At 51.4% G+C, this 24,505-nt stretch carries 28 protein-coding genes; 7 read left to right on the forward strand and 21 right to left on the reverse strand.

What is annotated here, in order from left to right; all coding sequences use genetic code 11:
* Positions 1-145: 145 nt before the first annotated feature.
* The 3 genes from uspG to rnk form a co-directional block, all read right to left on the reverse strand.
* On the reverse strand, positions 146-574 hold the full coding sequence (uspG, locus tag HED65_RS21950) for a universal stress protein UspG (protein ID WP_114980128.1): 429 nt from the start codon (positions 572-574) through the stop codon (positions 146-148).
* A 127-nt stretch (positions 575-701) separates the two neighbouring features.
* Complete coding sequence (gene yldA, locus HED65_RS22855; protein WP_272910382.1) at positions 702-791, reverse strand: small membrane protein YldA; 90 nt, start codon at positions 789-791, stop codon at positions 702-704.
* Between the two features lie 138 nt (positions 792-929).
* Positions 930-1,340, reverse strand: a complete 411-nt coding sequence (gene rnk / locus HED65_RS21955) for a nucleoside diphosphate kinase regulator (RefSeq protein ID WP_028019487.1) — start codon at positions 1,338-1,340, stop codon at positions 930-932.
* 254 nt (positions 1,341-1,594) lie between these two features.
* Between rnk and HED65_RS21960 the strand changes: the two genes are divergently transcribed.
* A complete protein-coding gene (locus tag HED65_RS21960) occupies positions 1,595-2,425 on the forward strand; it encodes an alpha/beta fold hydrolase (protein ID WP_114980129.1) in 831 nt (276 codons plus the stop codon).
* Between the two features lie 88 nt (positions 2,426-2,513).
* Positions 2,514-3,131, forward strand: coding sequence for a flavin reductase family protein (locus HED65_RS21965; protein ID WP_114980130.1), 618 nt, complete (start codon positions 2,514-2,516; stop codon positions 3,129-3,131).
* Here the strand turns inward: HED65_RS21965 and rna are convergent.
* Both rna and dcuC read right to left on the reverse strand, forming a co-directional pair.
* Positions 3,125-3,898, reverse strand: a complete 774-nt coding sequence (gene rna / locus HED65_RS21970; protein ID WP_411266789.1) for a ribonuclease I — start codon at positions 3,896-3,898, stop codon at positions 3,125-3,127. The genes HED65_RS21965 and rna overlap by 7 nt on opposite strands.
* 130 nt (positions 3,899-4,028) lie before the next feature.
* The gene (dcuC, locus tag HED65_RS21975) at positions 4,029-5,396 is read right to left on the reverse strand and encodes an anaerobic C4-dicarboxylate transporter DcuC (protein ID WP_114980132.1); all 1,368 of its coding nucleotides are present in this window, start codon (positions 5,394-5,396) and stop codon (positions 4,029-4,031) included.
* 391 nt (positions 5,397-5,787) lie between these two features.
* Between dcuC and pagP the strand changes: the two genes are divergently transcribed.
* A complete protein-coding gene (pagP, locus tag HED65_RS21980) occupies positions 5,788-6,405 on the forward strand; it encodes a lipid IV(A) palmitoyltransferase PagP (protein WP_114980133.1) in 618 nt (205 codons plus the stop codon).
* 190 nt (positions 6,406-6,595) lie between these two features.
* A complete protein-coding gene (cspE, locus tag HED65_RS21985; protein ID WP_002439184.1) occupies positions 6,596-6,805 on the forward strand; it encodes a transcription antiterminator/RNA stability regulator CspE in 210 nt (69 codons plus the stop codon).
* 219 nt (positions 6,806-7,024) lie between these two features.
* Here cspE and crcB read toward each other — a convergent pair whose 3' ends face one another.
* Positions 7,025-7,408: a fluoride efflux transporter CrcB gene (crcB, locus tag HED65_RS21990; RefSeq protein ID WP_114980134.1), complete on the reverse strand. Its 384-nt coding sequence runs from the start codon at positions 7,406-7,408 to the stop codon at positions 7,025-7,027.
* Positions 7,409-7,475: 67 nt separating this feature from the next.
* Between crcB and HED65_RS21995 the strand changes: the two genes are divergently transcribed.
* Positions 7,476-8,264, forward strand: coding sequence for a deaminated glutathione amidase (locus HED65_RS21995; protein ID WP_114980135.1), 789 nt, complete (start codon positions 7,476-7,478; stop codon positions 8,262-8,264).
* A 125-nt stretch (positions 8,265-8,389) separates the two neighbouring features.
* A complete protein-coding gene (gene tatE, locus HED65_RS22000) occupies positions 8,390-8,593 on the forward strand; it encodes a twin-arginine translocase subunit TatE (RefSeq protein WP_023310742.1) in 204 nt (67 codons plus the stop codon).
* A gap of 81 nt (positions 8,594-8,674) precedes the next feature.
* Here tatE and lipA read toward each other — a convergent pair whose 3' ends face one another.
* From lipA to leuS, 14 genes are all read right to left on the reverse strand, one after another.
* Positions 8,675-9,640, reverse strand: coding sequence for a lipoyl synthase (gene lipA, locus HED65_RS22005; RefSeq protein WP_028019480.1), 966 nt, complete (start codon positions 9,638-9,640; stop codon positions 8,675-8,677).
* 207 nt (positions 9,641-9,847) lie between these two features.
* The gene (locus HED65_RS22010) at positions 9,848-10,801 is read right to left on the reverse strand and encodes a YbeF family transcriptional regulator (RefSeq protein ID WP_114980136.1); all 954 of its coding nucleotides are present in this window, start codon (positions 10,799-10,801) and stop codon (positions 9,848-9,850) included.
* A 291-nt stretch (positions 10,802-11,092) separates the two neighbouring features.
* Positions 11,093-11,734, reverse strand: a complete 642-nt coding sequence (lipB, locus tag HED65_RS22015; protein ID WP_114980137.1) for a lipoyl(octanoyl) transferase LipB — start codon at positions 11,732-11,734, stop codon at positions 11,093-11,095.
* A 94-nt stretch (positions 11,735-11,828) separates the two neighbouring features.
* Positions 11,829-12,092: a DUF493 family protein YbeD gene (gene ybeD, locus HED65_RS22020; RefSeq protein WP_003858718.1), complete on the reverse strand. Its 264-nt coding sequence runs from the start codon at positions 12,090-12,092 to the stop codon at positions 11,829-11,831.
* A gap of 105 nt (positions 12,093-12,197) precedes the next feature.
* On the reverse strand, positions 12,198-13,409 hold the full coding sequence (gene dacA / locus HED65_RS22025; RefSeq protein WP_028019477.1) for a D-alanyl-D-alanine carboxypeptidase DacA: 1,212 nt from the start codon (positions 13,407-13,409) through the stop codon (positions 12,198-12,200).
* A 139-nt stretch (positions 13,410-13,548) separates the two neighbouring features.
* Entirely contained in the window at positions 13,549-14,661 is a 1,113-nt protein-coding gene (gene rlpA / locus HED65_RS22030; RefSeq protein ID WP_114980138.1) for an endolytic peptidoglycan transglycosylase RlpA, read from the reverse strand.
* Between the two features lie 16 nt (positions 14,662-14,677).
* Entirely contained in the window at positions 14,678-15,790 is a 1,113-nt protein-coding gene (gene mrdB, locus HED65_RS22035; RefSeq protein ID WP_014169118.1) for a peptidoglycan glycosyltransferase MrdB, read from the reverse strand.
* Positions 15,791-15,792: 2 nt separating this feature from the next.
* Positions 15,793-17,694 carry a peptidoglycan DD-transpeptidase MrdA gene (mrdA, locus tag HED65_RS22040; RefSeq protein WP_114980139.1) on the reverse strand — a complete coding sequence of 634 codons (1,902 nt, stop codon included), beginning with the start codon at positions 17,692-17,694 and terminating at the stop codon, positions 15,793-15,795.
* A 29-nt stretch (positions 17,695-17,723) separates the two neighbouring features.
* Positions 17,724-18,191, reverse strand: a complete 468-nt coding sequence (gene rlmH / locus HED65_RS22045) for a 23S rRNA (pseudouridine(1915)-N(3))-methyltransferase RlmH (RefSeq protein WP_003858701.1) — start codon at positions 18,189-18,191, stop codon at positions 17,724-17,726.
* Positions 18,192-18,194: 3 nt separating this feature from the next.
* On the reverse strand, positions 18,195-18,512 hold the full coding sequence (gene rsfS, locus HED65_RS22050; protein ID WP_003858696.1) for a ribosome silencing factor: 318 nt from the start codon (positions 18,510-18,512) through the stop codon (positions 18,195-18,197).
* A 269-nt stretch (positions 18,513-18,781) separates the two neighbouring features.
* Positions 18,782-19,447, reverse strand: coding sequence for a nicotinate-nucleotide adenylyltransferase (gene nadD, locus HED65_RS22055; RefSeq protein ID WP_147279815.1), 666 nt, complete (start codon positions 19,445-19,447; stop codon positions 18,782-18,784).
* Positions 19,440-20,471, reverse strand: coding sequence for a DNA polymerase III subunit delta (gene holA / locus HED65_RS22060; protein ID WP_114980141.1), 1,032 nt, complete (start codon positions 20,469-20,471; stop codon positions 19,440-19,442). The genes nadD and holA overlap by 8 nt, the downstream gene beginning before the upstream one ends.
* Positions 20,471-21,040 carry an LPS assembly lipoprotein LptE gene (gene lptE, locus HED65_RS22065; RefSeq protein WP_114980142.1) on the reverse strand — a complete coding sequence of 190 codons (570 nt, stop codon included), beginning with the start codon at positions 21,038-21,040 and terminating at the stop codon, positions 20,471-20,473. The genes holA and lptE overlap by 1 nt, the downstream gene beginning before the upstream one ends.
* A gap of 14 nt (positions 21,041-21,054) precedes the next feature.
* Positions 21,055-23,637, reverse strand: coding sequence for a leucine--tRNA ligase (leuS, locus tag HED65_RS22070; RefSeq protein WP_032667025.1), 2,583 nt, complete (start codon positions 23,635-23,637; stop codon positions 21,055-21,057).
* Between the two features lie 214 nt (positions 23,638-23,851).
* Between leuS and HED65_RS22075 the strand changes: the two genes are divergently transcribed.
* Positions 23,852-24,334, forward strand: coding sequence for a zinc ribbon-containing protein (locus HED65_RS22075; RefSeq protein WP_028019469.1), 483 nt, complete (start codon positions 23,852-23,854; stop codon positions 24,332-24,334).
* Between the two features lie 87 nt (positions 24,335-24,421).
* Here the strand turns inward: HED65_RS22075 and HED65_RS22860 are convergent.
* On the reverse strand, positions 24,422-24,505 hold an 84-nt coding region (locus HED65_RS22860), incomplete at its 5' end, for a hypothetical protein (RefSeq protein WP_223256819.1).

Consider the following 24,505-nt stretch of genomic DNA (forward strand, 5'->3'; position numbering starts at 1 on the left):
TGCACCGTCACCACTGTTCAGATAGTGGAGAACAACTTTCTGCTTGAATTCAGATGAATATTTTTTTCTGCCCATTGAAACGCAAAACCCCTAATCATTGGATGTCCAACTTTCGGGGTTCACTTCACAAAGGTGGCCTCTTTTTTTATCTCACCACCATCACCGGAATATGCGTGTGACGAATCACGCTGGAGGCGTTTGATCCCAGCAAATGCGTGGTGATGGAAGGATTGCGCGAACCGATGACCACCACGTCTGCTTTCAGTTCGTTCGCCAGTTCGTTAACGGCATCACGCACGCTGCCGAACCTGACATGCGTTTTGATGCGTGAAGGATCAATACTGAAATGGCTGACCATGGTTTGCAGGCGATTTTCAGCTTCGTGCTGCAGATGCTCTTCGAAGCGACGCACATCAGCTGCGAAGCGGTGCAAGCTCAGGCTGGCGGAACCCGGCAATACGTGCAAAAGATGGATAACACCGTCCTCTTGCGCCAGAAACTCCGCATGGCGTACCGCTTTGTCGCTCAGCTCCATCTCAAAAACATCAACCGGCATAATGATTCTCTGATACATACCCGTTTCTCCTTGTTTATAAACGCTAAAACCATTCAAGCACAAAATGATTCCGGTTTCTGATAGCTGTCTGGCACTTTTTCATGCCATAGAACATTTTACTGTTGAGAAGCAGGAGAAAAACACGTTACCAGTAGCGCTCAAGATAGAGCACTGCCGTGACGATGATCGCCACAAAAATCAGAAAAATAAGTGTGATAGCCAGTATCTCACTCATGACCGTCCCCACGGCACCAAAACAGATTAAGCGTGGATTAAGGCCTTTTCGCGCGATATAAGCATTTCGGGTGAATTTGCGGAAAGAGGATGCGGCTGCATCCTCTGTGCAAAGCGGTGGGCGCTTGTTCAGAAGGGGTTAACGCAGGTAATCACCTGCGGCTTCTGGCTGGTAGATCAATGCCAGCACTTCCAGGTGGGTAGAGGTACCTCCCGGTAACTCCCAGTGGATGGTATCCCCTGTGCGTAGCCCCAACAGTGCGGCTCCTACCGGTGCCAGAACGGAAAGCTGAGTGCTGCTGTCTGTCATCTGCGCCGGGTAAACCAGCGTACGGGTCAACTCTTCACCAGTAGTCAGATTGCGGAATTTTACCTGGCTGTTCATGGTGACGACGTCATGCGGCATCGACTCAGGCGTGCACATCTGCGCCCGGTCGAGCTCCTCATTCAGGGCGTCGGCCACCGGAAGTGAGGCGAATTCTGCTTTTTCCAGCAGTCTGTCGATACGTTCTGCGTCGAGTTCATTGATGATAATTGTAGGTCTGGACATTTTTTACTCCATGTCGTTAATACTGCGTGTAACGCAGAAACCAATCCAAAAGAAAACCCTCGCCGTCTGGCAGCGAGGGTTTAACTCTCCCGATGATACTGGCTGAACGTGCAAGTTTGAAGTGATGAAAGTCACATTCATGGTCCATATGAATTTTCGGCGAAAAACGTGATCCCTCGCAAATTTGCATTATCCTTTTTAAGCGCCCCTTGCAGGCGACTATCCGCATTCAGTGTTCCTTAGCAGGAGATCTCATGAGCGATTACGATAAAATTACCTTGAAAGACGGTAGCTATTTGCATTTTAAAGACTGGGGAAGCGGGCAACCGGTGGTTTTCAGCCACGGCTGGCCGCTGACGGCAGATGCCTTTGAAGATCAGATGTTATACCTGGGGTCAAAAGGATTTCGCGTAATCGCGCACGACCGCCGCGGACATGGTCGTTCCGCGCAGCCGTGGGACGGCCATAATATGGATCAGTACGCTGATGACCTGGCACAACTGACGGCGCATCTTAACCTGAAACATGCTGTTCACGTGGGGCATTCCACAGGGGGAGGTGAAGTGGCGCGCTACATTGGGCGTCACGGTACGCATCGCGTGGCTAAAGCGGTGCTGATTGGCGCCGTAACGCCGATTATGATCAAAACCGATTTCAACCCGAACGGGGTGCCGAAAGAGGTGTTTGATGGTATTCGGGCAGGTGTCGTCAATGATCGGGCGGCATTCTTCTATGAGCTGACCGCCGCGTTTTATGGCTACAACCGCCCGGGCGCGAAAGAGTCCAAAGCGGTGCGTGAAAGTTTTGTTGAACAGGGGCTTCAGGGGGCAATCAAGGCGCTTTACGACTGTGTGAAAGCGTTTTCGGAAACGGACCTGCGTGAAGATCTGAAAAGGATGACCATTCCGACGCTGGTGATCCACGGTGATGATGACCAGATTGTCCCCATTGATACCTGTGGTCGGGTAGCGGCGGAGATCCTGCCGAATGCAGAGCTGAAAGTCTATGCCGGTGGCTCCCACGGTATTTGCACCACGCATAAGCACCAGATCAATGAAGATTTGCTGAAATTTATTCAGTCTTAATTCCTGGCGGATTGCGTTACGCTGAGTGTCCTGAACCAGGGCATTGAGCGAAACGTAATTCGTGTCTGCCCTCCATTGAGAGAGAACTATGTACTTCTACCAACCGTCTCAGGGGCACGGCTTGCCGCATGACCCGCTGAACGCCATTATTGGCCCACGTCCGATTGGCTGGATCTCCTCCTGCGACCATGCTGGTCAGTTGAACCTCGCACCCTATAGCTTCTTTAACTGTTTTAACTATCGCCCGCCGATCATCGGGTTTTCCAGCAATGGCTGGAAGGACAGCGTACGTAATATTACTGAAACAAAAGAGTTTGTCTGGAACCTGGCGACGCGCGATTTAGCCGAAGCAATGAATGAAACCTCCGCCACACTTCCTCACGGGGAAGATGAATTTACCTTTGCCGGGTTGACGCCTGCGGCCAGCCAGCTTGTTAACGCCCCGCGTGTCGCGCAGAGCCCAGTGAATTTTGAATGCCGCCTGTCGCAATGCATTCAGCTTACCGGGGCTGACGGTACACCTGTAGATACCTGGCTGGTGTTAGGAGAAGTGGTCGGCGTCCATATTAACGAGACGCTGCTGGAAGAGGGGATATACCAGACGGCGAAAGCGCAGCCCATCCTGCGTGCGGGTGGGCCGACGGCGTACTATGGCATCAGTGATGAAAACCGGTTTGATATGGTACGACCGGTAGTAAGTCAGTAACCCGCTTTATCAATGACGAATTGTGTTCCGCAGTTACCAGGGTGTGGCTGCGGTGCAAATGATGTCGCAGAAAGTGGATTATTAATGGTGTCAGCCTTCAGCGAAATCTGCATTTCGGTCAGATAAGCTGGATTACCATTGCAGGTCAGCTTGAATGCTTTGATGTTCTCCTTGCTCCAGCTTTTGGCAACCGCGTTGTCAAAGTCGCTGCGATTAACGGTTTTACCGTAGTTATCTGCCAGGAATTTACCGACTTCGCTGTTTTTTATTTCCTGGTTCATTCGCACCATCGTGCCGAAATAGGCATCGGGATCAAAACCAAAGCAGACGCCATGTTTGGCATATTCGTAACGTTCCAGACAGGAGTTACCACCGGCACCGGGCATCACGCTATTCAGCCTGGCAGCACCGGAAAGCGACAGTCCGGTCTCGGCGGCAGCGCATTTTCGGCTGGCTTTCGCTTCTGGCATGTTTGGAATAGGGCGCGTGGCGCAGCCAAAACGCATCCAGCGACGTTCATCCACGCCCCGCGCGGCAATAGATTTCGGCAAACCAGGCCATAAGCCGTGAACGGTCAGAAAATCGGTTTTATTTTCGCGCTCTTTTTGCAGTCGGCATTCGTCAGGTTCGTTGCGGTTACGCTCGACCATGCTCTGACAAAAACCGGTTTGCCAGGACAGCGCCAGCACATAGCGATCGAAATCGCCATACTGTGTTGCCTTGAGTGGATCGGCCTGTGTGGAGAAGACACAAAGTGCCAGCGCCATTGCGCCAGACGGGATAACGATATCCTTCCTGAACATGTGATTTCCTGATCGAATGAACATGATTAATTTCTGGAAATGATTAAAGCACAAAAAGCGCCCGCAGGCGCTTTCTGGAAATCAGTAATTTAACTTAGGCTGCGCCGGGGACCAGGACTTCCGTGGCGATAATCACGATAATCAGGCCGACAATAACCGGCACGGAGGTGCGTTTTACCACTTCGAATGGCGAGATTTTTGCCATCCCGGCAACGGCAACGACGACGCCAGATACCGGTGAAATGGTACGACCCAGGTTTGACGCCTGCAGCATCGGAATGGAGAGATACGCAGGGTTAATACCGGAAGAGTGTGCCAGTTTCGGGATCATCTCAACGAAGGCGTAGAAAGGTGCATTACCGGAACCAGTGGTCATGGCCGCCAGCATGGTGAGTACGACCAGAACCAGCATCAGGATAATACTCGCGGAGCCGAATGAGGTGGCGATGGAGATCAGGCTCTGGATAAAGCCGATAGTGCTCAGCCCCTGAGCAAAGACGCCTGCTGCAACCAACAGCATGACAACGCCGGCAAACGCATCTGCCATACCGCGATATGCCACTTCCAGGCCAGAGAAGACTTTTTGTGTGTTAAAGCCGCGTACAAATTCCAGCACGGCAGCCAGCAGCATACAGATGACCAGAATGGTAATAATGTGCAACTGAGGGCCCCATTTACCGTCAAAAATCAATACACCTATAATCGGCGTAAACGGCAGAATGGCGTAAAACGCTGGTGCTGTCGTGGTGATTTCACTCACATCCATCATTTCATGACTGATGTTTTCTTTCTTATCGAGATAGCGTTGCCAGAAGAAATGCGCGATACCCATTCCAACAATTGCAACTATCGAGATCGGTAGCGTGGTTTTAAAGGCGAAGTCGATAAGCGACATTTCCGCTGCCTTTGCCGCCAGCACAACGTCGCCAGAGGTAGGGGAGAGAATAATAGCTGCAGGAGACGCGCAAATTGCCGCAGCCGCGCCACGGCTAATACCGACGTTAACCATCACCGGGAACAGCGTGGCCATTAACAGCACGCCAAGTCCGGTTGCTGACGAAACGGCCAGTGACATCAGGCAGGCGAGGAAATAAGCTGCGACCATCAGCAGGTACGGTGAGTTGATATATTGCAGGGGTTTCGAGGCAAGCTTAACGACCATGTCGTTGGCGCCAATATGAGTCATGTAGGCCGCAAAACCGCACAGCATCATGATCATCATGCCCAGGTCGCCACCGCGGCTCATGAGCAATATTTTAATGTATTCAACAATGTCGGTGGCGGTGTAACCCGTGCTGGTTGCGCTGGCTGGTAACACCTGATGGCCCATTACGGCACTGATAATCAGCAGTGTTAAACCACCGACAAATAATACGCCGGTTGCCGAGTATCCCTTAATGATGTAGCGAGCGACACCAACAATGACGACGACCCCAATAAGGAGTTCGATTAACGTAAGCATGATTTCCCCTGTATCTCTGCTGCCGTGGAGCACAAATAATCAATAAAAAAGAAGGATGAAAATGTGCCGAATTAATGGTCTGTTCTTGCTGATTAAAATCAATAAATAGATGACTAAAAGACAGAATGGCTGTGTTTTTGCCACGGTTCCTGCATTTATATCATGAGGGGCTTGACCCGCTGTAACACCACCATATGCCCTAACAATGATAATGGAATGTTAATGTTTTGTGTATCCTGGCGGTTTGTGGTTCAGAAAATTAAATTCCTTAAAACCACACGGTGGGTGAGCTTATTCGTATTGGCTGGTGGGTTATTTTAAGAATATTCCCACAAGGGTTCAAATAATTAGGAATAATACTGGTGCCGTTAAGCATTGGTTAAACTAATTTATGGTAAACTTTGCTTCGAATACTAAGAATGGTAATTGCATTGTGATCGTACGTAATACATTTTTCTCTCTTTTTCTGTTTATTTTTGGGCAGTTAACGTTCTCCTCCGTTGCACAGGCAGAGGACAACGCAAAAGATAAAGGCTGGTTCTCAACCTTTACGGATAATGTTTCGCAGACCTGGACCGCGCCTGAACATTATGATCTCTATGTTCCGGCAATAACCTGGCATGCACGTTTTGCTTATGACAAAGAGAAGACAGATAAATACAACGAGCGCCCGTGGGGAGCTGGTTTTGGTCAGTCGCGCTGGGATGAAAAGGGTAACTGGCATGGCATCTATTTGATGGCATTTAAAGATTCCTTTAACAAATGGGAACCGATTGGTGGCTATGGCTGGGAGAAAACCTGGCGTCCATTAGCGGACGAGAACTTCCACGTTGGCTTAGGTTATACCGCTGGATTGACTGCCCGTGATAACTGGAACTACATTCCGATTCCGGTGCTTCTGCCCCTGGCCTCCATTGGCTATGGCCCTGCAACGTTCCAGATGACCTACATTCCGGGTACGTATAACAACGGTAACGTTTACTTTGCCTGGATGCGTTTTCAGTTTTAACTGAAAAAACTTTACATTGTGGTGAAAAAACGCGCAGTTGTTGATTCGTAAACGATAAAAATCTGTCTGCAAAAATTAACGCGACTTTAGTCACTTTTTATCAAAGATCCGCTGGACAAAAGGTCCCACAATTGATGTACTGGTAACCGACACAGCATTTGTGTCGTTTTTTAATGTAAAGGTAATTTTGATGTCTAAGATTAAAGGTAACGTTAAGTGGTTTAATGAGTCCAAAGGATTCGGTTTCATTACTCCTGAAGATGGCAGCAAAGACGTGTTCGTACACTTCTCTGCAATCCAGTCTAATGGTTTCAAAACTCTGGCTGAAGGTCAGCGTGTAGAGTTCGAAATCACTAACGGTGCCAAAGGCCCTTCTGCTGCTAACGTAATCGCTCTGTAATTCAGACGCGTCAGCAAGAATTTCAAAACCCGCTCATTGAGCGGGTTTTTTTCGTTTTGAATCAGCCAAGCAGATACATTTTCAGGAAGCTGGCAACGATCAGCACGCTTAACAACACCATTCCTGCGCTCATCAGACTTTGTTTCATTCTGTCACCCTCGTTCAGCACTGGAGCCAGAGTGACAGAGAAAAATTAAGGCAACATTAATGTTCTGGCTGTTAATGTGCACTTGCGGAGGAAAATAGCCAAAATGCGATCCCCGTCATCGCAAAGGAGCCGAGCATGTTAATCGCGATATTCACTAATGCCCAGCCGATACGACCTTCCTGAAAGAGAAAAACGACTTCTGCTGAGAATGTCGAAAAGGTGGTTAAACCTCCGCAGAAACCCGTAGTAATCAACACCTTCCACATGGGATCGATGTGCGTCATTCGGTTAAACCAGGCCAGTCCCATACCAATAATGAAAGCACCAATCAGGTTTGCGGCAAGCGTTCCCATGGGTATAGCCTGATGCAGGGGGTTAAACCGCATACTCAGAAACCATCGCGCAACGCTACCCGTTCCCCCACCAATAAAAACGGCTAAAAGTAGTTGTAACACGCTAAATACCTGCTATTTGATGTGTAAGAGTTGCGAGTTTAACGCTGTTTATGAGTAGGGGACAAATATGTATGTTGCGGTTGGACAGTTTGCGGTCACGCCTGACTGGCATGAAAATGCGAGTCAATGCGTTAACCTGATGATACAGGCCCGGCAGAAAGGAGCGTCTCTGTTGGTTCTCCCGGAGGCACTGCTGGCAAGGGACGATAATGATCCTGATCTGTCGGTGAAATCGGCGCAACCGCTAAACGGTGGATTTTTACAGCAATTGCTGGCCCAGAGCGCCGGCAACGAGATGACCACCATTTTTACGGTGCATGTTCCCTCAACGCCGGGCCGTGCGGTGAATACGCTCGTGGCTATCCGTAGCGGGACAATTGTCGCAAGCTATGCCAAACTTCATCTCTATGATGCGTTCAGCATTCAGGAGTCACGGCTTGTTGATCCCGGTGGCTGTGTTCCACCGCTACTGGATATTGACGGGTTTAAGGTTGGGTTGATGACTTGCTACGACCTGCGTTTTCCTGAGCTGGCGCTCCATCTTGCACTACAAGGGGCGGACGTTCTGGTATTGCCTGCTGCATGGGTCAAGGGGCCGTTAAAAGAGCATCACTGGGGAACATTGCTTGCGGCACGTGCGCTCGATACCACCTGTTATGTCATTGCTGCTGGGGAGTGCGGCAGTAAAAACATCGGGCAAAGCAGGGTGGTTGATCCGCTGGGGGTGACGATTGCTGCTGCTGCGGAAACCCCTGTGTTGCTGGTAACGGAGATTAATTTAGAAAGGGTTGCGCTTGCACGTAAGCAATTACCTGTTCTTCATAACCGCCGGTTTGCGCCACCGCAATTATTGTGATGTTTTTTTCAACAATGCTTGATTCACCTTGTTACAGATTGCTATTGTGTGCACGCGTCAAATGACCGTTAATACAATCAGGTTTTGGCGCTGAATGCAGCCTGTTTTAAGTAAAGAAGGTATCTATGGGTGAGATTAGTATTACCAAACTGCTGGTGGTTGCCGCACTGGTCGTCCTGCTGTTTGGTACCAAGAAGTTACGCACGCTGGGTGGTGACCTGGGAGCTGCCATCAAAGGCTTTAAGAAAGCAATGAACGACGATGATGCGGCAGCTAAGAAAAGCGCTGAAGACGACGTCCCGGCAGACAAGCTTTCTCACAAAGAGTGATAGCAATGCCTGAGGGCTTGCGAAAAAAAACCGGCTCATGAGGCCGGTTTTTTTGTATTACTGTAAATGAATATTACAGCATTATTTAACTTCTTCGCCTTTTGCCTGCATATCGGCATGGTATGAGGAGCGAACAAATGGGCCGCATGCTGCGTGGGTAAAGCCCATCGCCATCGCTTCGGCTTTCATCTCATCAAACTCGTCCGGGCTGACATAGCGCTGTACCGGCAGGTGGTGGCGGCTTGGTTGCAGATACTGTCCCAACGTCAGCATAGTCACACCGTGGCGACGCAGATCGCGCATTACCTCAATGATTTCATCATTGGTTTCACCCAGACCAACCATCAGGCCAGACTTGGTAGGAATATGCGGATGCGCCTCTTTGAAACGCTCCAGCAGCTTCAGAGACCAGTTATAATCTGCACCTGGACGTACCTGGCGGTAGATACGTGGAACGTTCTCGAGGTTGTGGTTAAACACATCTGGCGGCGTCGCGGTCAGGATGTCCAGCGCACGGTCCATACGGCCGCGGAAGTCAGGAACCAGCGTCTCGATTTTGATGTTCGGGCTTTTCTCACGAATAGCAGTAATACAGTCAGCAAAGTGCTGAGCACCCCCATCTCGCAGATCGTCACGGTCAACAGAAGTGATTACGACATAACGCAGCGCCATATCGGCAATGGTCTGCGCCAGTTTTTGAGGTTCGTTAGCATCGGGTGCGACTGGACGACCATGAGCAACATCGCAGAACGGGCAGCGACGGGTACAGATGGCACCCAGAATCATGAACGTCGCGGTGCCGTGATTGAAACATTCAGCAAGGTTCGGACAAGAGGCTTCTTCACAGACGGAGTGAAGACCATTCTTGCGCATCGCCGCTTTGATCCCCTGGATACGCGAAGAGTCGGCCGGAAGTTTGATTTTCATCCATTCCGGTTTTCTTAACAGCGCCTCGCGCTCTGTAGCCACGTTTTTAACCGGGATAAGGGCCATTTTATCGGCATCGCGGTATTTAACACCGCGTTCCATCACAATGGGTTTACTCATAGCGTGCGTGTTCCAGTTGCGAATATCGAAGGAAAGCGTTTCAATTCAAGGGAATGTTGTATTTATCAACTATTTTTGAACGAACGACAGGCAGTATATCATTGAAACGGTCGTTAAAGCAGCCTGCCAGGTCGCCAATTTGTAAAATAGTTGTTGTTTTGTGCCTTTTGCCCTGCCTGTAGCAGGGGCTTGTGCTGGCTAAATCTGTCAGAAGGCCTGACGGATAATGCGGATGACGTTTTCCAGTACCGGGTCGCGCAAACTCAGTTTGTTGTAATGCAGTGAAATCTCGATAGATTCCGCATTAAGTTGACTGAGGGGAATGTTTTCCAGCGGCCAGCATTTTCGCAGCAGGTTATACAGCCGCGAAGGCATGATACAGAGCATGTCACTGCTGCCAATCAGGGATGCGGTGGTAAACATATTGTAGCTGCTGAAACTAATCTGACGTTCCGGGAAGATTTCATCAATCCGCTGGCGCAGAGCATGATTAGACTGCCCTTCGGTCATGAATGATGAATGATCATAGTTTCGCAAGTTTTCAATGGTTAAGGGCTCGCTGAGAGCAGGGTGCTGCTGGCGGCAAACCAGAACCAGATTATCTGCATAAAGTACATTTTGCCCCAGGGCTCTGGCGTTGAAACTGCCGCTTTCAATAATCAGGTCCGTCTGAAACTGGGCAAGCTGAATGTCAGGTTCGTTGAGAGGCACATTGCGTAGCAGGAGCTGCGGAGCATGCTCTTTGACGGTCTGAAAGATTGCAGGCATCACCAGGACACCCACTGAAGGGGAACAGCCGATGGTGATGGTTCTCTGCTTATCGTAGCTCCCGGTTAAATCCAGTGCGCCCAGGATAGACTCCAGCCCCTGGCTGATATACTCGTGGAGATGTGTGGCGTAAGCTGTCGGTGTTACCCCCTGGCCCTTACGGATAAATAATGGGTCAGGAAATATAGCGCGTAGCTTTTGGATTGACTGACTTATTGCTGATGGCGTGAGATTAAGAATTTTCGCAGCATTAACGATACCCTTATGGACATATACTGCCTCAAAAATAGTCAGTAAATTGAGATCAATATTACGTAAAGTCCGAAAAATTTGCGGCTTGTCTTCGCCACCAGGGTCATTCAGGCGTTTAGCTGGTAAATTAGTAGACTCCACGCTTTTACTCCGTATACATTCACATTATGAATGATAGTTGAATTTATTTATTATGCCTGTAGAGATTCGTAAAGTGTTGGTTTTGTTTCACTTGTATATCAAAAACAAACAGTTGTGTGATTATCACTCAAGTTACTTAGATCCTGCGTGTTGCGCTTACTGGAGGCTAAATAATATGTAACGGTAATATTCGGGCGCTTCGAAAATATAGAATCTGTAGATTATTGTAAAGCGTAAAATCGGTAAATAAACACTGGCCCGTCAAATTATCGAGCCATGTTGTATAATATATTAAGCAGGGATATATTCGTGCGGGGGATTGTTAAGTAACGCTAACATGTGCTTCAAAAGCACAGGACGAATATTTTCTGGCGCAGCCGTGTCGACCCACTGGCGCATTTGTGTCATTTCCATACCAGCGTAGCCGCAGGGGTTTATGCGCTGGAAAGGCGTAAGATCCATATTAATATTCAGCGCCAGACCGTGAAATGAACAACCTTTTCGAATACGCAGCCCCAGAGAGCAGATCTTCATTTCGCCGACATAGACACCAGGTGCATCGGCGCGCGGGTGAGCGTCAATGCCATATTCCGACAGCGTGTTGACGACAGTTTGTTCCAGTAAGGTAACCAGCTCACGCACACCCAGCTTTCTGCGCTTCAGATTAAGCAGGACGTACATCACCTGTTGCCCGGGTCCGTGGTAAGTCACCTGCCCGCCGCGGTCGCTCTGAATAACCGGGATATCACCCGTCATTAATAAATGTTCCGCTTTTCCCGCCTGGCCCTGTGTAAAGACAGGCAGGTGTTCGACCAGCCAGATCTCATCAGGGGTTGTATCATCGCGTGAATCCGTGAAGTCATGCATAGCCTGGGAGACAGGCTCATAAGGTTGCAGCCCGAGGTGACGGACCAGAATTTTATCCTGATACAAAACGGCGTCTCCGAAGACGAAGGACATAAGATGAGGGGGAGTATATCACAGCGGGGAGAGGGGTTACCCGGCAAACCGGGTAACCGCAAAGGGACTACAGCACCATACGAACAATTTCGATATTGCCGAGTTCTTCGTACAGTGTCTCAACCTGCTCAATGTGTGTTGCAGTGATGGTAATAGAAACCGAGTGGTAGTTGCCCTTGCTGCTTGGTTTTACTGACGGAGAGTAGTCACCGGGCGCATGGCGCTGTACCACTTCAACCACCTGATCAACCAGCTCAGGTTTCGCCAGACCCATTACTTTGTAGGTAAACGGGGTAGGGAATTCAAGCAGTTCGTTAAGTTTGGTTTTCATGTCAGCTCCGGCGTAACGTCAAAAAGAATAACTCCCACGTCAGGTGGGAGTTATCAGGATACTTAGTATATGGGGATCAAAATCACACTTTCAAGTGTTCAATTTTTAACCAAACCAGTGATGGAACATCAATTTAATGTAATCAATGATTTTGCCGAAGAAATTGCCTTCAGGAATTTCTTGCAGAACAACCAGTGGTCGCTGATCGATAGTCTTGCCATCCAGCTGGAAGTTGATCGTGCCCACCACCTGGTTTTTCTGCAGTGGCGCATGCAGTTCGGTGCTGTTCAGGACGTAGCTGGCTTTCAGATCTTTCATACGACCACGTGGAATGGTCAGGTACAGATCTTTATCAACGCCGAGGGAGGCACGGTCGTTATCGCCGAACCAGACTGGTTCTGAAGCAAACTCTTTACCTGCTTTCAGTGGGTTCACGGTTTCGAAGAAACGGAAGCCCCAGGTCAGCAGTTTTTTGCTTTCTGTTTCACGGCCTTTAAAGGTACGACCGCCCATCACGGCAGAGATCAGGCGCATCTGGCCTTCTGTAGCAGAGGCCACCAGGTTGTAGCCGGCTTTGTCAGTATGGCCCGTTTTGATACCGTCAACATTCAGGCTGTTATCCCACAGCAAGCCATTACGGTTGGTCTGACGAATACCGTTGAAGGTGAACTCTTTCTCTTTATAGATGGAGTACTCATTAGGTACGTCGCGGATCAATGCCTGACCAATCAGCGCCATATCACGTGCGGAGCTGTACTGGCCATCGGCGTCCAGACCATGTACGGTCTGGAAATGGCTGTTTTTCAGACCCAGCGCGGTAACGTAACTGTTCATCAAACCGACGAAAGCATCCTGGCTGCCGGCGGCGAAATCGGCCATGGCTACGCAGGCATCGTTACCAGACTGCAGGTTGATACCACGGATCAACTGAGAAACAGGAACCTGCATACCTGGTTTCAGGAACATCAGCGAGGAACCTTTGAAAACAGGGTTCCCGGTTGCCCACGCATCGTTACCGATGGTGACCAGGTCTGATTCTTTGAATTTACCTGCTTTCATCGCCTGGCCGATAACATAGCTGGTCATCATTTTGGTCAGGCTAGCCGGGTCACGGCGAGCATCGGCGTTCTGTTCCGCCAGCACTTTGCCAGAGTTGTAGTCGATCAGGATGTAGGATTCCGCATCAATTTGCGGAACACCAGGGATCATGGTCTTGATATTCAGGTCATCGGCGTGAGCTGCAGAGAGTGCAGTAGCGCAAAGGGCCGTGGTCAGCGCCATGCGCTGCACAAAACGAGCGGAAAAAGTGGTCTTCATGGTCAGAACTACGACATCCGTGATGGAATTAAAAAAAGTGCCCTACTATAGCAAATGCTATTCAGGCAGGCATCCGACTTTAAGCATGAGTTTGTGAATGTGTTTTACACTAACTGACAATTCGGATACCGCCGGTTCATTATTTCGCAACAGCGATAAATGACTGAAGTTGAGCTTCATTCTGTAAACGTTGTTGCAAGGACGCTGCCTGCGATTTGCTGGCAAATGGCCCCATTTGAATGCGCCAGACTGCGCCATTCTGCTCAACACGTCCTGGTACGCCAAACTGCTGGCTCAGACGCTGCTGATACTGTTTGGCTCGGGCCTGATCGCTCACTGCGCCTACCTGAACCACATAATTGCCACTGGCCGCTGCTGGCGCAGTAACTGGCGCACTTTGCGTCACGGCCGGGGCCGTGACAGGGGCTGGCTGGGTAGCTGGAGCGATAACAGGAGCGGGTGCTGGCGTAGGTTCACTGCCTTCCAGCACGCCTGCAGCTAAGGTCGTTGGTGCGCCAAGAAAGCCGCTACTCTTTACCGGCGCGCCGGTCGAGTCATCGCTTTGCAGGGTGTCGTTGCTGATGGCGCGAATCTCCCCACCAGGCTGAGCAGGCTCTGCTGGTGAAGATACGCTCCCCATTCCGCCGTCCAGATTCGGGCGGTCAGGAAGGGCATAAGTCTGTTTTGCCACCGTGGTACATGCTGTGCCAGGGCCGGACAGCGAACCATCCTGCGCCACAATAATCGGATCAATACGGACTTTGGTATTGTTCGAGGTGTTCAGGCGGTCAGCGGCTGCGCGGGACAGAGAGATCACCCGGTCATTACCGTATGGGCCGCGATCGTTAATTTTCACCACGATCATTCGCCCATTCGCGAGGTTCGTTATACGCGCATAACTTGGGATCGGCAGCGTCGGGTGCGCAGCCGTAAGCTGCATTGGGTCGAAGGCTTCGCCCGATGCGGTCAGGTTACTGCCGGGTTCAGCATCATAAATGGCGGCAAAGCCTGCCTGACTGAAACGGGAAGGATCCTGAACAATTTTGTAGCTTTTGCCGTCGCGCTCGTAATCCTGATTCGCGCTGGCATTTAGCGGTTCATAAACGGGATCGGCACCGCTGATTTCAACGATCGGCCCATTACAAACCGCAGGCTGCGGTGGCGCGACGGTTGCCTGTTGCTGACCATCATCACTTGTGCAGGCCGCAAGTAAACTTGCCGCGATGCAGATCCCCAGCCACTGCTTACGCATTCCGAACCCCTTATTTTTATACGCTTTTTGACAACATTTTTCTGTGGGTATGGATCGACATCACGATACCAAACCCGGCCATCAACACGATCAGTGCCGAGCCTCCGTAACTCACCAGCGGCAGCGGTACGCCTACTACTGGCAGAATACCACTCACCATACCAATATTTACGAAGACATAAACGAATAAAATCAACATTAATCCGCCAGCCATGACGCGACCAAAGGTGGTTTGCGCCCGAGCAGCAATCCACAATCCGCGCATGATTAGCAGCACGTAGAGTGCCAGCAATATTAAGATGCCAACCAGCCCCAGCTCTTCCGCCAGTACCGCAAAGATAAAGTCAGTGTGGCGTTCCGGTAAAAATTCCAGCTGAGATTGGGTACCGTGTAGCCAGCCTTTACCGCGCAGACCACCGGAGCCAATTGCAATCTTGGACTGAATAATATGATAGCCCGCACCCAGCGGATCGGTTTCTGGATCGAGCAACATCATTACGCGCTGGCGCTGGTAATCATGCATCAGGAAGAACCAGAGAATAGGAATGAAAGCCGCAACCAGTACCACCGCGATACCAATCAGACGCCAGCTTAAGCCCGACAGGAAGAGAACGAACAGGCCGGAGAGGGCGATTAAGATTGAGGTGCCAAGGTCAGGCTGCGCGGCAACCAGCAGTGTCGGCAGGAAAATCAGCACCAGCGCGATGGCGGTATTTTTTAGCGACGGTGGGCAGACGTCACGGTTGATAAAACGTGCCACCATCAATGGAACGGCGATTTTGGCAATTTCAGAAGGCTGGAAGCGAACCACACCAAGATCCAGCCAGCGCTGTGCGCCTTTAGAGATAGCGCCGAAGGCGTCAACCGCAACCAGCAACACAATACAGAATATATACAGATACGGCGCCCAGCCTTCATAGACGCGCGGCGGGATCTGCGCCATGACCACCATAATGACCAGACCCATCGCGATCTGGCCGATTTTGCGCTCCATCATGCCGATGTCCTGGCCACTGGCGCTCCAGATAACCAGGGCGCTGTAAACCAGCAGAGCCAGCAGGATCAGCAGCATGGCTGGGTCGATGTGGATTTTATCCCACAGCGATTTCTTATTTGGATTATCCGTCATGATTATTGGTCCTCCGCCGCAGCGGCGGCCGGGTTTTCAGCCGGCAGTTCGGTGTTGTTATCGCCCAGCATAATGTGGTCAAGGATCTGGCGCATGATGGTCCCTACTGCAGGCCCGGCACCGCCGTTCTCCAGAATCATCGCCACCGCCACCTGCGGGTTATCATAAGGGGCAAATGCCGTCATCAGTTTATGGTCACGCAGTCGTTCGGCAATGCGGTGCGCGTTATAGGTTTCATTGGCTTTCAGACCAAACACCTGCGCAGTACCTGATTTCGCGGCCACTTTATATGACGTACCAGCGAAATACTTATGCGCGGTACCGTTAGGGCGGTTTGCTACGCCGTACATACCGTCTTTAGCGATTTCCCAGAAGCCGGAATGAATATCCCCCACAGGCGCTTCATGCGGCTGGTTCCAGGGCACTTTTTTACCGTCTTCAACCGTACTCAGTAGCAGATGTGGAACTTTCACGACACCATCATTGATGAGGATCATCATGGCTTTGTTCATCTGAAGCGGTGTCGCTGTCCAGTAACCCTGTCCGATACCCACCGGAATGGTATCGCCCTGGTACCATGGTTTTTTAAAGCGTTTCAGCTTCCATTCACGCGTTGGCATATTACCGGAACGTTCTTCTGCAAGGTCAACGCCGGTGTAGTGCCCGTAACCGAATTTGCTCATCCACTCTGAAAGGCGGTCGATCCCCATGTCATACGCCACCTGATAGAAGAAGGTATCCGCAGACTCCTCCAGCGATTTGGTGATGTTCAGATGACCGTGGCCCCATTTTTTCCAGTCACGGTAGCGTTTATCAGAACCTGGCAACTGCCACCAGCCCGGGTCAAACAGGCTGGTATTACGGTTGATAACACCGGCACTCAATGCAGAAACCGCCACGTACGGTTTAACCGTTGACGCTGGCGGGTAAACACCTTGTGTCGCGCGGTTCACCAGTGGCGTATTCGGGTCATTCAGCAGACCGGAATAGTCTTTACTGGAGATGCCGTCGACAAACAGGTTCGGGTCATAACTTGGCATAGAAACCATTGCCAGAATGCCACCGGTACGCGGATCGGTGACCACAACGGCTGCACGGCTGCCTGCCAGTAAGGTTTCAATATACTGCTGCAGTTTGAGGTCGAGCGTCAGATAGACGTCATGTCCCGCCTGAGGCGGCACTTCTTTAAGCTGGCGAATAACGCGGCCACGGTTGTTAACCTCAACCTCTTCATAGCCAGTCTGACCGTGCAGAACATCTTCGTAATAACGTTCAATCCCCAGCTTACCGATATCGTGCGTCGCGGCGTAGTTCGCCAGCTTGCCGTCTTTATCGAGACGATCGACGTCTTTATCGTTAATTTTGGATACGTAGCCAATTACATGCGTCAGTGCAGAGCCATAAGGGTAGTAGCGACGTTTGTAACCCTTAACTTCCACGCCTGGGAAACGGTACTGGTTTACCGCAAAGCGGGCAACCTGGACTTCCGTCAGATTGGTTTTAACCGGAATGGAGGTGAAACGGTGAGAGCGGGCCCGTTCTTTTTTGAAGGCGGCGATATCGTCATCGTTAAGATCGACAACGCTTCTTAGCGCTTCCAGCGTATCCTGAACATTATCGACTTTTTCCGGCATCATCTCGATTTGATAGATGGTGCGGTTTAACGCCAGCGGGGTGCCATTACGGTCGTAAATGATGCCGCGGCTGGGTGCGATCGGCACCAGCTTAATGCGGTTTTCGTTTGAACGCGTCTGGTAATCGGTAAAGCGGACAATTTGCAGATTATAAAGGTTGGCGATCAGCACGCCGGTAAGCAGCAAAATCCCCGTAAAGGCGACCAGCGCCCGGCGCACAAACAGCGCGGACTCAGCCGTATAGTCGCGAAAAGAATTCTGTAGTTTCATCCGCTGCTTAATCTACCCTGGTCAAGTCACTATTCGCGGTGATAGGGGTGGTTGGTCGTAATGCTCCACGCGCGATACAGGCTTTCTGCCACCAGTACCCGAACGAGCGGATGGGGAAGCGTCAACGCGGAGAGAGACCAACTTTGTTCTGCTGCCGCTTTGCAGGCAGGGGATAACCCTTCTGGCCCGCCAATCAACAGACTGACGTCACGGCCATCCTGCTTCCAGCGCTCCAGTTCGTGCGCCAGTTGCGGCGTATCCCAGGGTTTTCCTGGGATATCGAGGGTGACGATGCGGTTTTTGCCTGCGGCAGCCAGCATCAGTTCGCCCTCTTTATCAAGAATACGTTTGATATCGGCGTTCTTGCCGCGCTTTCCGGCGGGGATCTCCACCAGTTCGAACGGCATGTCTTTTGGGAAACGACGCAGATACTCAGTAAAACCGGTTTGTACCCAGTCCGGCATTTTGGTGCCGACGGCGACCAGTTGCAACTTCACGCATTAACCCCAGAGTTTTTCCAGTTCATACAGGCGACGGCTTTCTTCCTGCATGACATGGACAATCACATCGCCGAGGTCGACAACCACCCAGTCAGCCGTCGCTTCACCTTCAACACCAAGCGGCAACAGTCCGGCTGCACGTGATTCCTGAACCACGTGATCGGCAATCGAAACAACATGACGCGTAGAGGTACCGGTGCAGATAATCATGCAGTCGGTAATACTGGATTTACCCTTAACGTCGATAGCGATGATGTCCTGACCTTTCAGGTCATCAATTTTGTCAATAACAAAATCCTGGAGTGCTTTACCCTGCAAGTTTTCCCCCTGGGGTGAACGAGATTGTATAACTATGAATTCGTGGCCAGACAGTATACCTGAACTAGCGCCTGTGTCGGGACAAATGTCTCCGGCCGGGCTTTTGAAGGCGGGTATCATCCCACCCTCCGCCTGAGATTGCATCGCCATTTTTGTAAAACAATTTCTGTAAAGCAATGATCGGCGGGAAAGTCTGGCAGCGGAGGATAACAGTATGGCTTACTCTGTCAAGGCAGGATAATCAATAAGCCACTTTTTATGGCCCCGGGTCAGGCATCTGCACTTTTCTGATACAACCCATGCGCATGAATATACGCCAGCACCGATGCGGGCAGCAGATCGTCACACGCTAAACCGTGTTGCAAACGCTCGCGAATGAGAGTCGCAGAGATATCGAACCATGGTGTTTCTGCCAGATAAATCTTCCCGGCAGGCTGATTGTGGAGATCTTCAACATTATCGGTGAGATGGTCTTCCAGCCATTGCTGATACTGTTCTTCGCGCATCGTCAGCGGATAACCCGGACGGCGGCAGACAAGCAGGTGGCTGTTGTCCAGAATGGTTTCATACTGATGCCATGTTGGGAAATTCAGGAGTGAATCCTGGCCAATAATGAAGGCCAGCGGCTTGTCAGGGCCTTGTTCGGTCCGCCACTCCTGCAGCGTTTGTGACGTCCAGGAGGGGTTGGCGCGACGCAATTCACGTTCATCAAGTTTGAAAAGTGGTTTATCCGCAATGGCCAGGGCCAGCATCTCTTTGCGTTGCTCGCTGGTCGCCTCAGGCTGGGGACGGTGTGGCGGAACATTATTGGGCATAATGGTGACACGCTGAAGACCGATCAGATTCGCCAGAATTTCGACCGGCTTCAGATGCCCGTAATGTACCGGGTCAAAGGTGCCGCCATACAGGGCCTGTAAAGAATGCATACTATCCATCAATAAATACATCTGCCAGCGCCTTATGGCAGAGCAACAGAGAAAGGCTTTCCAGCTCTGCCCAGACCGACTGGCCGTAATCTTGTTTTAACGTAAGCTCTGCGCGCATCAACAGCTGCACGGCCTGACGAAGCTGCTCGTGGCTCAGGCGGTTGATTGCCTCAGTGGTCAAAGCCCTGCGATTTTGCCATACGCGATGTTTATCAAACAGCGATCTTAACGGTGTATTGGCCGACTGACGCTTGAGGGTAATCAACAGAAGCAATTCGCGCTGCAGCGTGCGCAGCAAAATGACGGGTTCGCTGCCTTCAAGCCGTAGTTGCTGCAAAATATGCAGGGCGCGTTTGCTCTTAGCCGACAGCAAGGCATCCACCCAATGGAATGGCGTAAAGTGCGCCGCATCGTTAACGGCCTGCTCTACGCGTGGCAAGGTCAGTTTGCCGTCTGGCCACAGCAAGGAGAGCCTGTCCAGTGCCTGTGCCAATGCCAGCAGGTTCCCTTCATAGCAGTAGCAAAGCAGTTGATTCGCTGCGTCATCCAACTGAAGGTTATGCTGTTTTGCGCGCGCGGCGACCCACTTTGGCAGATGTGCCTGTTCAGGCGTCTGGCAGCTGACCAGTACTGCGTGAGTCGCCAGTTGGGTAACCCATGCAGCGTTTTCTTGCGCTTTGGTGAGCTTGTTGCCACGTACAATTAGCAGCAGATCACTATGCAACAGGCTAACCAGCGTAGCCAGCTGTTCATTGATCGCCGCGTTAGGGCCATTTTCCGGGAGCAGGATCTGGATCGTCTGGCGCGACGCGAACAGGCTCATCGCCTGACATAGGGAGAAGATAGCATTCCAGTCGGTACTGTTATCCACCTGGAACGTGTGATGTTCATCAAAGCCCTGAGTCGCTGCCACATGGCGAACGGCATCAAGACTTTCCTGAAGTAACAGCGGATCGTTTCCGAGCAGCAGATACGCCGCGCGCAGCCCTTCATTGAGCTGCGCGCGGAGTTGTTCAGGATACAACCTGATCATCAGTTACCCATCGACGTTGAAACTGTCGGCGTGTCTGCATCAGGTTTTTCGATGATGTCAGAGCCTTGTTTGTTCGACGCGGCAATGCTTGGCAGTTTACGGATCAACTGTTCCGCTGCCTTGTCATACATTTCGTTGATGATAATCTGCTGTTCAGCATCTTTTGCCAGCGCCGTCTGCGGGTTATCAAAGAAAGAACGATAGACTTTCGTGCTGATCGGGTAGATGTCTTTACCCGGGATCAGAACTGCTGCGCTGACCGTCAGCACCATCTGATATTCAGCAGTACGACCATCCTGGAAGATAGAGGCTGTATCTTTCGCCAGTCCACTTCCTGTAACACGCAGAGACGGTACATCCTGGCGAAGCGTTCCTTTTTCAACAAGCTCAACGCCATTCAGACGCAGCTGATTACGGATCGCCCGGCTGAGTGGGCCATTCGGATCCCCGGAATCAAAGATCATCGTTTTCATCTCAGCAGGCACCGCCGTGGTATTGCGCAGGTGCCAGCCACAGCCAGCGGTGACAAGCACCGCCAGAGATAAGAGTATTGTTGCCAGTTGTCGCACGTTTCCTCCCGCGCTTAGCCAACGACCAGATTCAGCAATTTACCCGGTACGTAGATCACTTTACGTACGGTAACGCCCTCAAGATATTTTGCGACCAGAGGTTCCTGGCCCGCGCGCTCGCGAACCTGTTCTTCGGTTGCATCGACCGCCACAGTAATTTTACCGCGGACTTTGCCGTTTACCTGGACGACGACCAGCGTGGTGTTTTCTACCATCGCGGCTTCGTCGGCCTGTGGCCACGGCGCATTGTCGATATCGCCTTCGCCTTTCAGTTCCTGCCACAGAGTGAAGCTGACATGCGGAGTGAACGGGTTCAGCATGCGAACGACGGCCAGCAATGCTTCACGCATTAAGGCACGATCCTGCTCGCCGTCCTGCGGGGCTTTCGCCAGCTTGTTCATCAGTTCCATAATAGCCGCAATTGCGGTATTGAAGGTCTGACGACGACCAATATCATCGGTCACTTTCGCAATCGTTTTATGAACATCACGACGCAGCGCCTGCTGATCTTCAGTCAGTGCAGCGGCGTTCAGTGCCGGAGCATCGCCCTGTGCGGTGTGTTCGTAAACCAGTTTCCAGACGCGTTTCAGGAAGCGGTTTGCACCTTCCACACCCGATTCCTGCCACTCCAGGGTCATGTCTGCCGGAGAAGCAAACATCATGAACAGACGCACGGTATCCGCGCCGTAACGTTCAACCATCACCTGTGGATCGATGCCGTTGTTTTTGGATTTAGACATCTTGCTCATGCCGGTATAGACCAGTTCATGACCTTCGGCGTCTTTCGCCTTCACAATGCGGCCTTTCTCATCACGCTCAACAATCGCATCCACTGGAGAAACCCAGTTACGCTCGCCGTTTGCACCCACGTAGTAGAAGGCATCAGCCAGTACCATACCCTGACACAGCAGCTGTTTTGCTGGTTCGTCAGAGTTCACCATGCCGGCATCACGCATCAGTTTGTGGAAGAAGCGGAAGTAGAGCAGGTGCATGATGGCATGTTCGATACCACCGATGTAAATGTCTACTGGCAGCCAGTAGTTAGCTGCATCAGAGTCCAGCATACCCTCTTTATACTGCGGGCAGGTGTAGCGCGCATAGTACCAGGAGGACTCCATAAAGGTGTCGAAGGTGTCGGTTTCACGCAGTGCAGGCTGGCCGTTGACGGTAGTTTTTGCCCACTCAGGATCGGCTTTGATCGGGCTGGTGATACCGTCCATTACCACGTCTTCTGGCAGGATCACCGGCAGTTGATCTTCCGGCGTTGGCATCACGGTGCCGTCTTCCAGTGTCACCATTGGAATTGGAGCACCCCAGTAACGCTGACGAGAAACGCCCCAGTCGCGCAGACGGAAGTTAACTTTACGCTCGCCCACGCCCAGAGAGGCCAGTTTGTCTGCAATGGCATTAAAACCGTCTTCGAAGCTCAGACCGCTAAATTCACCGGAGTTGAACAGGGTGCCTTTTTCAGTCAGCGCTTGCGCGGACAGGTCTGGTTCAGAACCATCGGCGGCCAGGATAACGGCTTTAATCGGCAGGCTGTATTTGGTAGCAAACTCGTAGTCGCGCTGATCGTGGCCTGGAACAGCCATCACTGCACCTGTACCGTACTCCATCAGAACGAAGTTCGCGGCCCAAACAGGGATCGCTTCGCCTGTCAGTGGGTGCTTAGCATAGAAGCCTGTCGCGACGCCTTTTTTCTCCATCGTCGCCATGTCGGCTTCGGCCACTTTGGTGTTGCGGCATTCGTCGATGAAGGTTGCCAGTTCCGGATTGTTCTCCGCCGCTTTCTGCGCCAGAGGGTGACCCGCAGCCACGGCCAGGTAGGTCGCGCCCATGAAGGTGTCTGGACGGGTGGTGTAGACGGTCAGGGTCTGGTCGTAATTCTCAACGTTGAAGGTGATTTCCACGCCTTCAGAACGGCCGATCCAGTTGCGCTGCATGGTTTTTACGGTATCTGGCCAGTGATCCAGTGTATCCAGATCATTCAGCAGTTCGTCAGCATAGGCCGTGATTTTGATAAACCACTGTGGGATCTCTTTGCGCTCAACTTTGGTATCACAACGCCAGCAGCAGCCATCAATAACCTGTTCGTTCGCGAGAACAGTCTGGTCATTTGGACACCAGTTAACAGCAGAGGTCTTCTTATACACCAGGCCTTTTTTGTACAGCTCGGTGAAGAATTTCTGTTCCCAGCGATAGTATTCCGGGGTGCAGGTTGCCAGCTCGCGGCTCCAGTCATAACCAAAGCCCAGCATTTTAAGCTGGTTTTTCATGTACGCGATATTGTCATACGTCCACGGGGCAGGTGCGGTGTTGTTTTTTACCGCAGCGCCTTCAGCAGGCAGACCGAACGCATCCCAGCCGATTGGCTGCAGAACGTTTTTGCCCAGCATACGCTGGTAGCGGGCGATCACATCACCAATGGTGTAGTTACGCACGTGGCCCATGTGTAGTCGACCAGAAGGATAGGGAAGCATCGACAGGCAGTAATACTTCTCTTTGCTCTCGTCTTCGGTTACTTCAAAGGTGCGCTTCTCGTCCCAGTGTTGCTGGACTTTCGATTCTATCTCTTCCGGGCGGTATTGCTCTTGCATGGCAGCCAGTGGTCCTGTTTTCAATACAGCTACAAATGTAGCCAATGGATGTGATATTTCAGATCCGCATAGCATAGCCCAAACGTCCGCGTCAAAACAGCCTTTCGCACAAATGCACATTGCAGGAATTTACCGGGTCTGTGCTTCACCTGACAAAGCGGCGACGAAATAAGGTCTATTATTAGAAATAGTTACTTACCCGGGAGGCAAAATGATGAACAAGGTTGCTCAATTTTACCGCGAACTGGTGGCGACACTGACGGAACGGCTGCGTAACGGCGAGCGCGATATTGACGCGCTGGTGGAGCAGGCGCGTGCCCGCGTGACGCAAACGGGTGAGTTAACGCGTACCGAAGTGGAAGAGGTAACCCGCGCGGTACGCCGTGACCTGGAAGAATTCGCGCGCAGCTACCAGGAGAGCCAGGATGAGGTCACTGACAGCGTGTTCATGCGGGTGATTAAAGAGAGCCTGTGGCAGGAACTGGTGGATATCACCGATAAAACACAGCTGGAGTGGCGCGAGGTGTTTCAGGATTTGAACCATCATGGTGTGTATCACAGTGGTGAAGTGGTTGGTCTGGGGAATCTGGTCTGCGAGAAATGCCATCACCATATCGCGGTGTATACGCCGGAAGTGCTGCCGTTATGTCCGAAATGTGGGCACGATCAGTTTCAGCGTCGGCCGTTTGAGCCCTAAATAAAAGCACAGGTTTTCACCCTCTCCCGGTGGGTGTACAGTCTGGGGACATGGTAGACAGGTGTTCGGGGACATAGTGAACACTTTTTAACATCCTTTACCCATGGTGATCGACTGTTTCCTCAGGTCGATCACCCCCACTTTCGTGCTGTACCACCACACTTCATAGCA

Origin of the sequence: Pantoea sp. LS15, from assembly GCF_012241585.1 — a bacterium.
Classification (GTDB): domain Bacteria; phylum Pseudomonadota; class Gammaproteobacteria; order Enterobacterales; family Enterobacteriaceae; genus Enterobacter.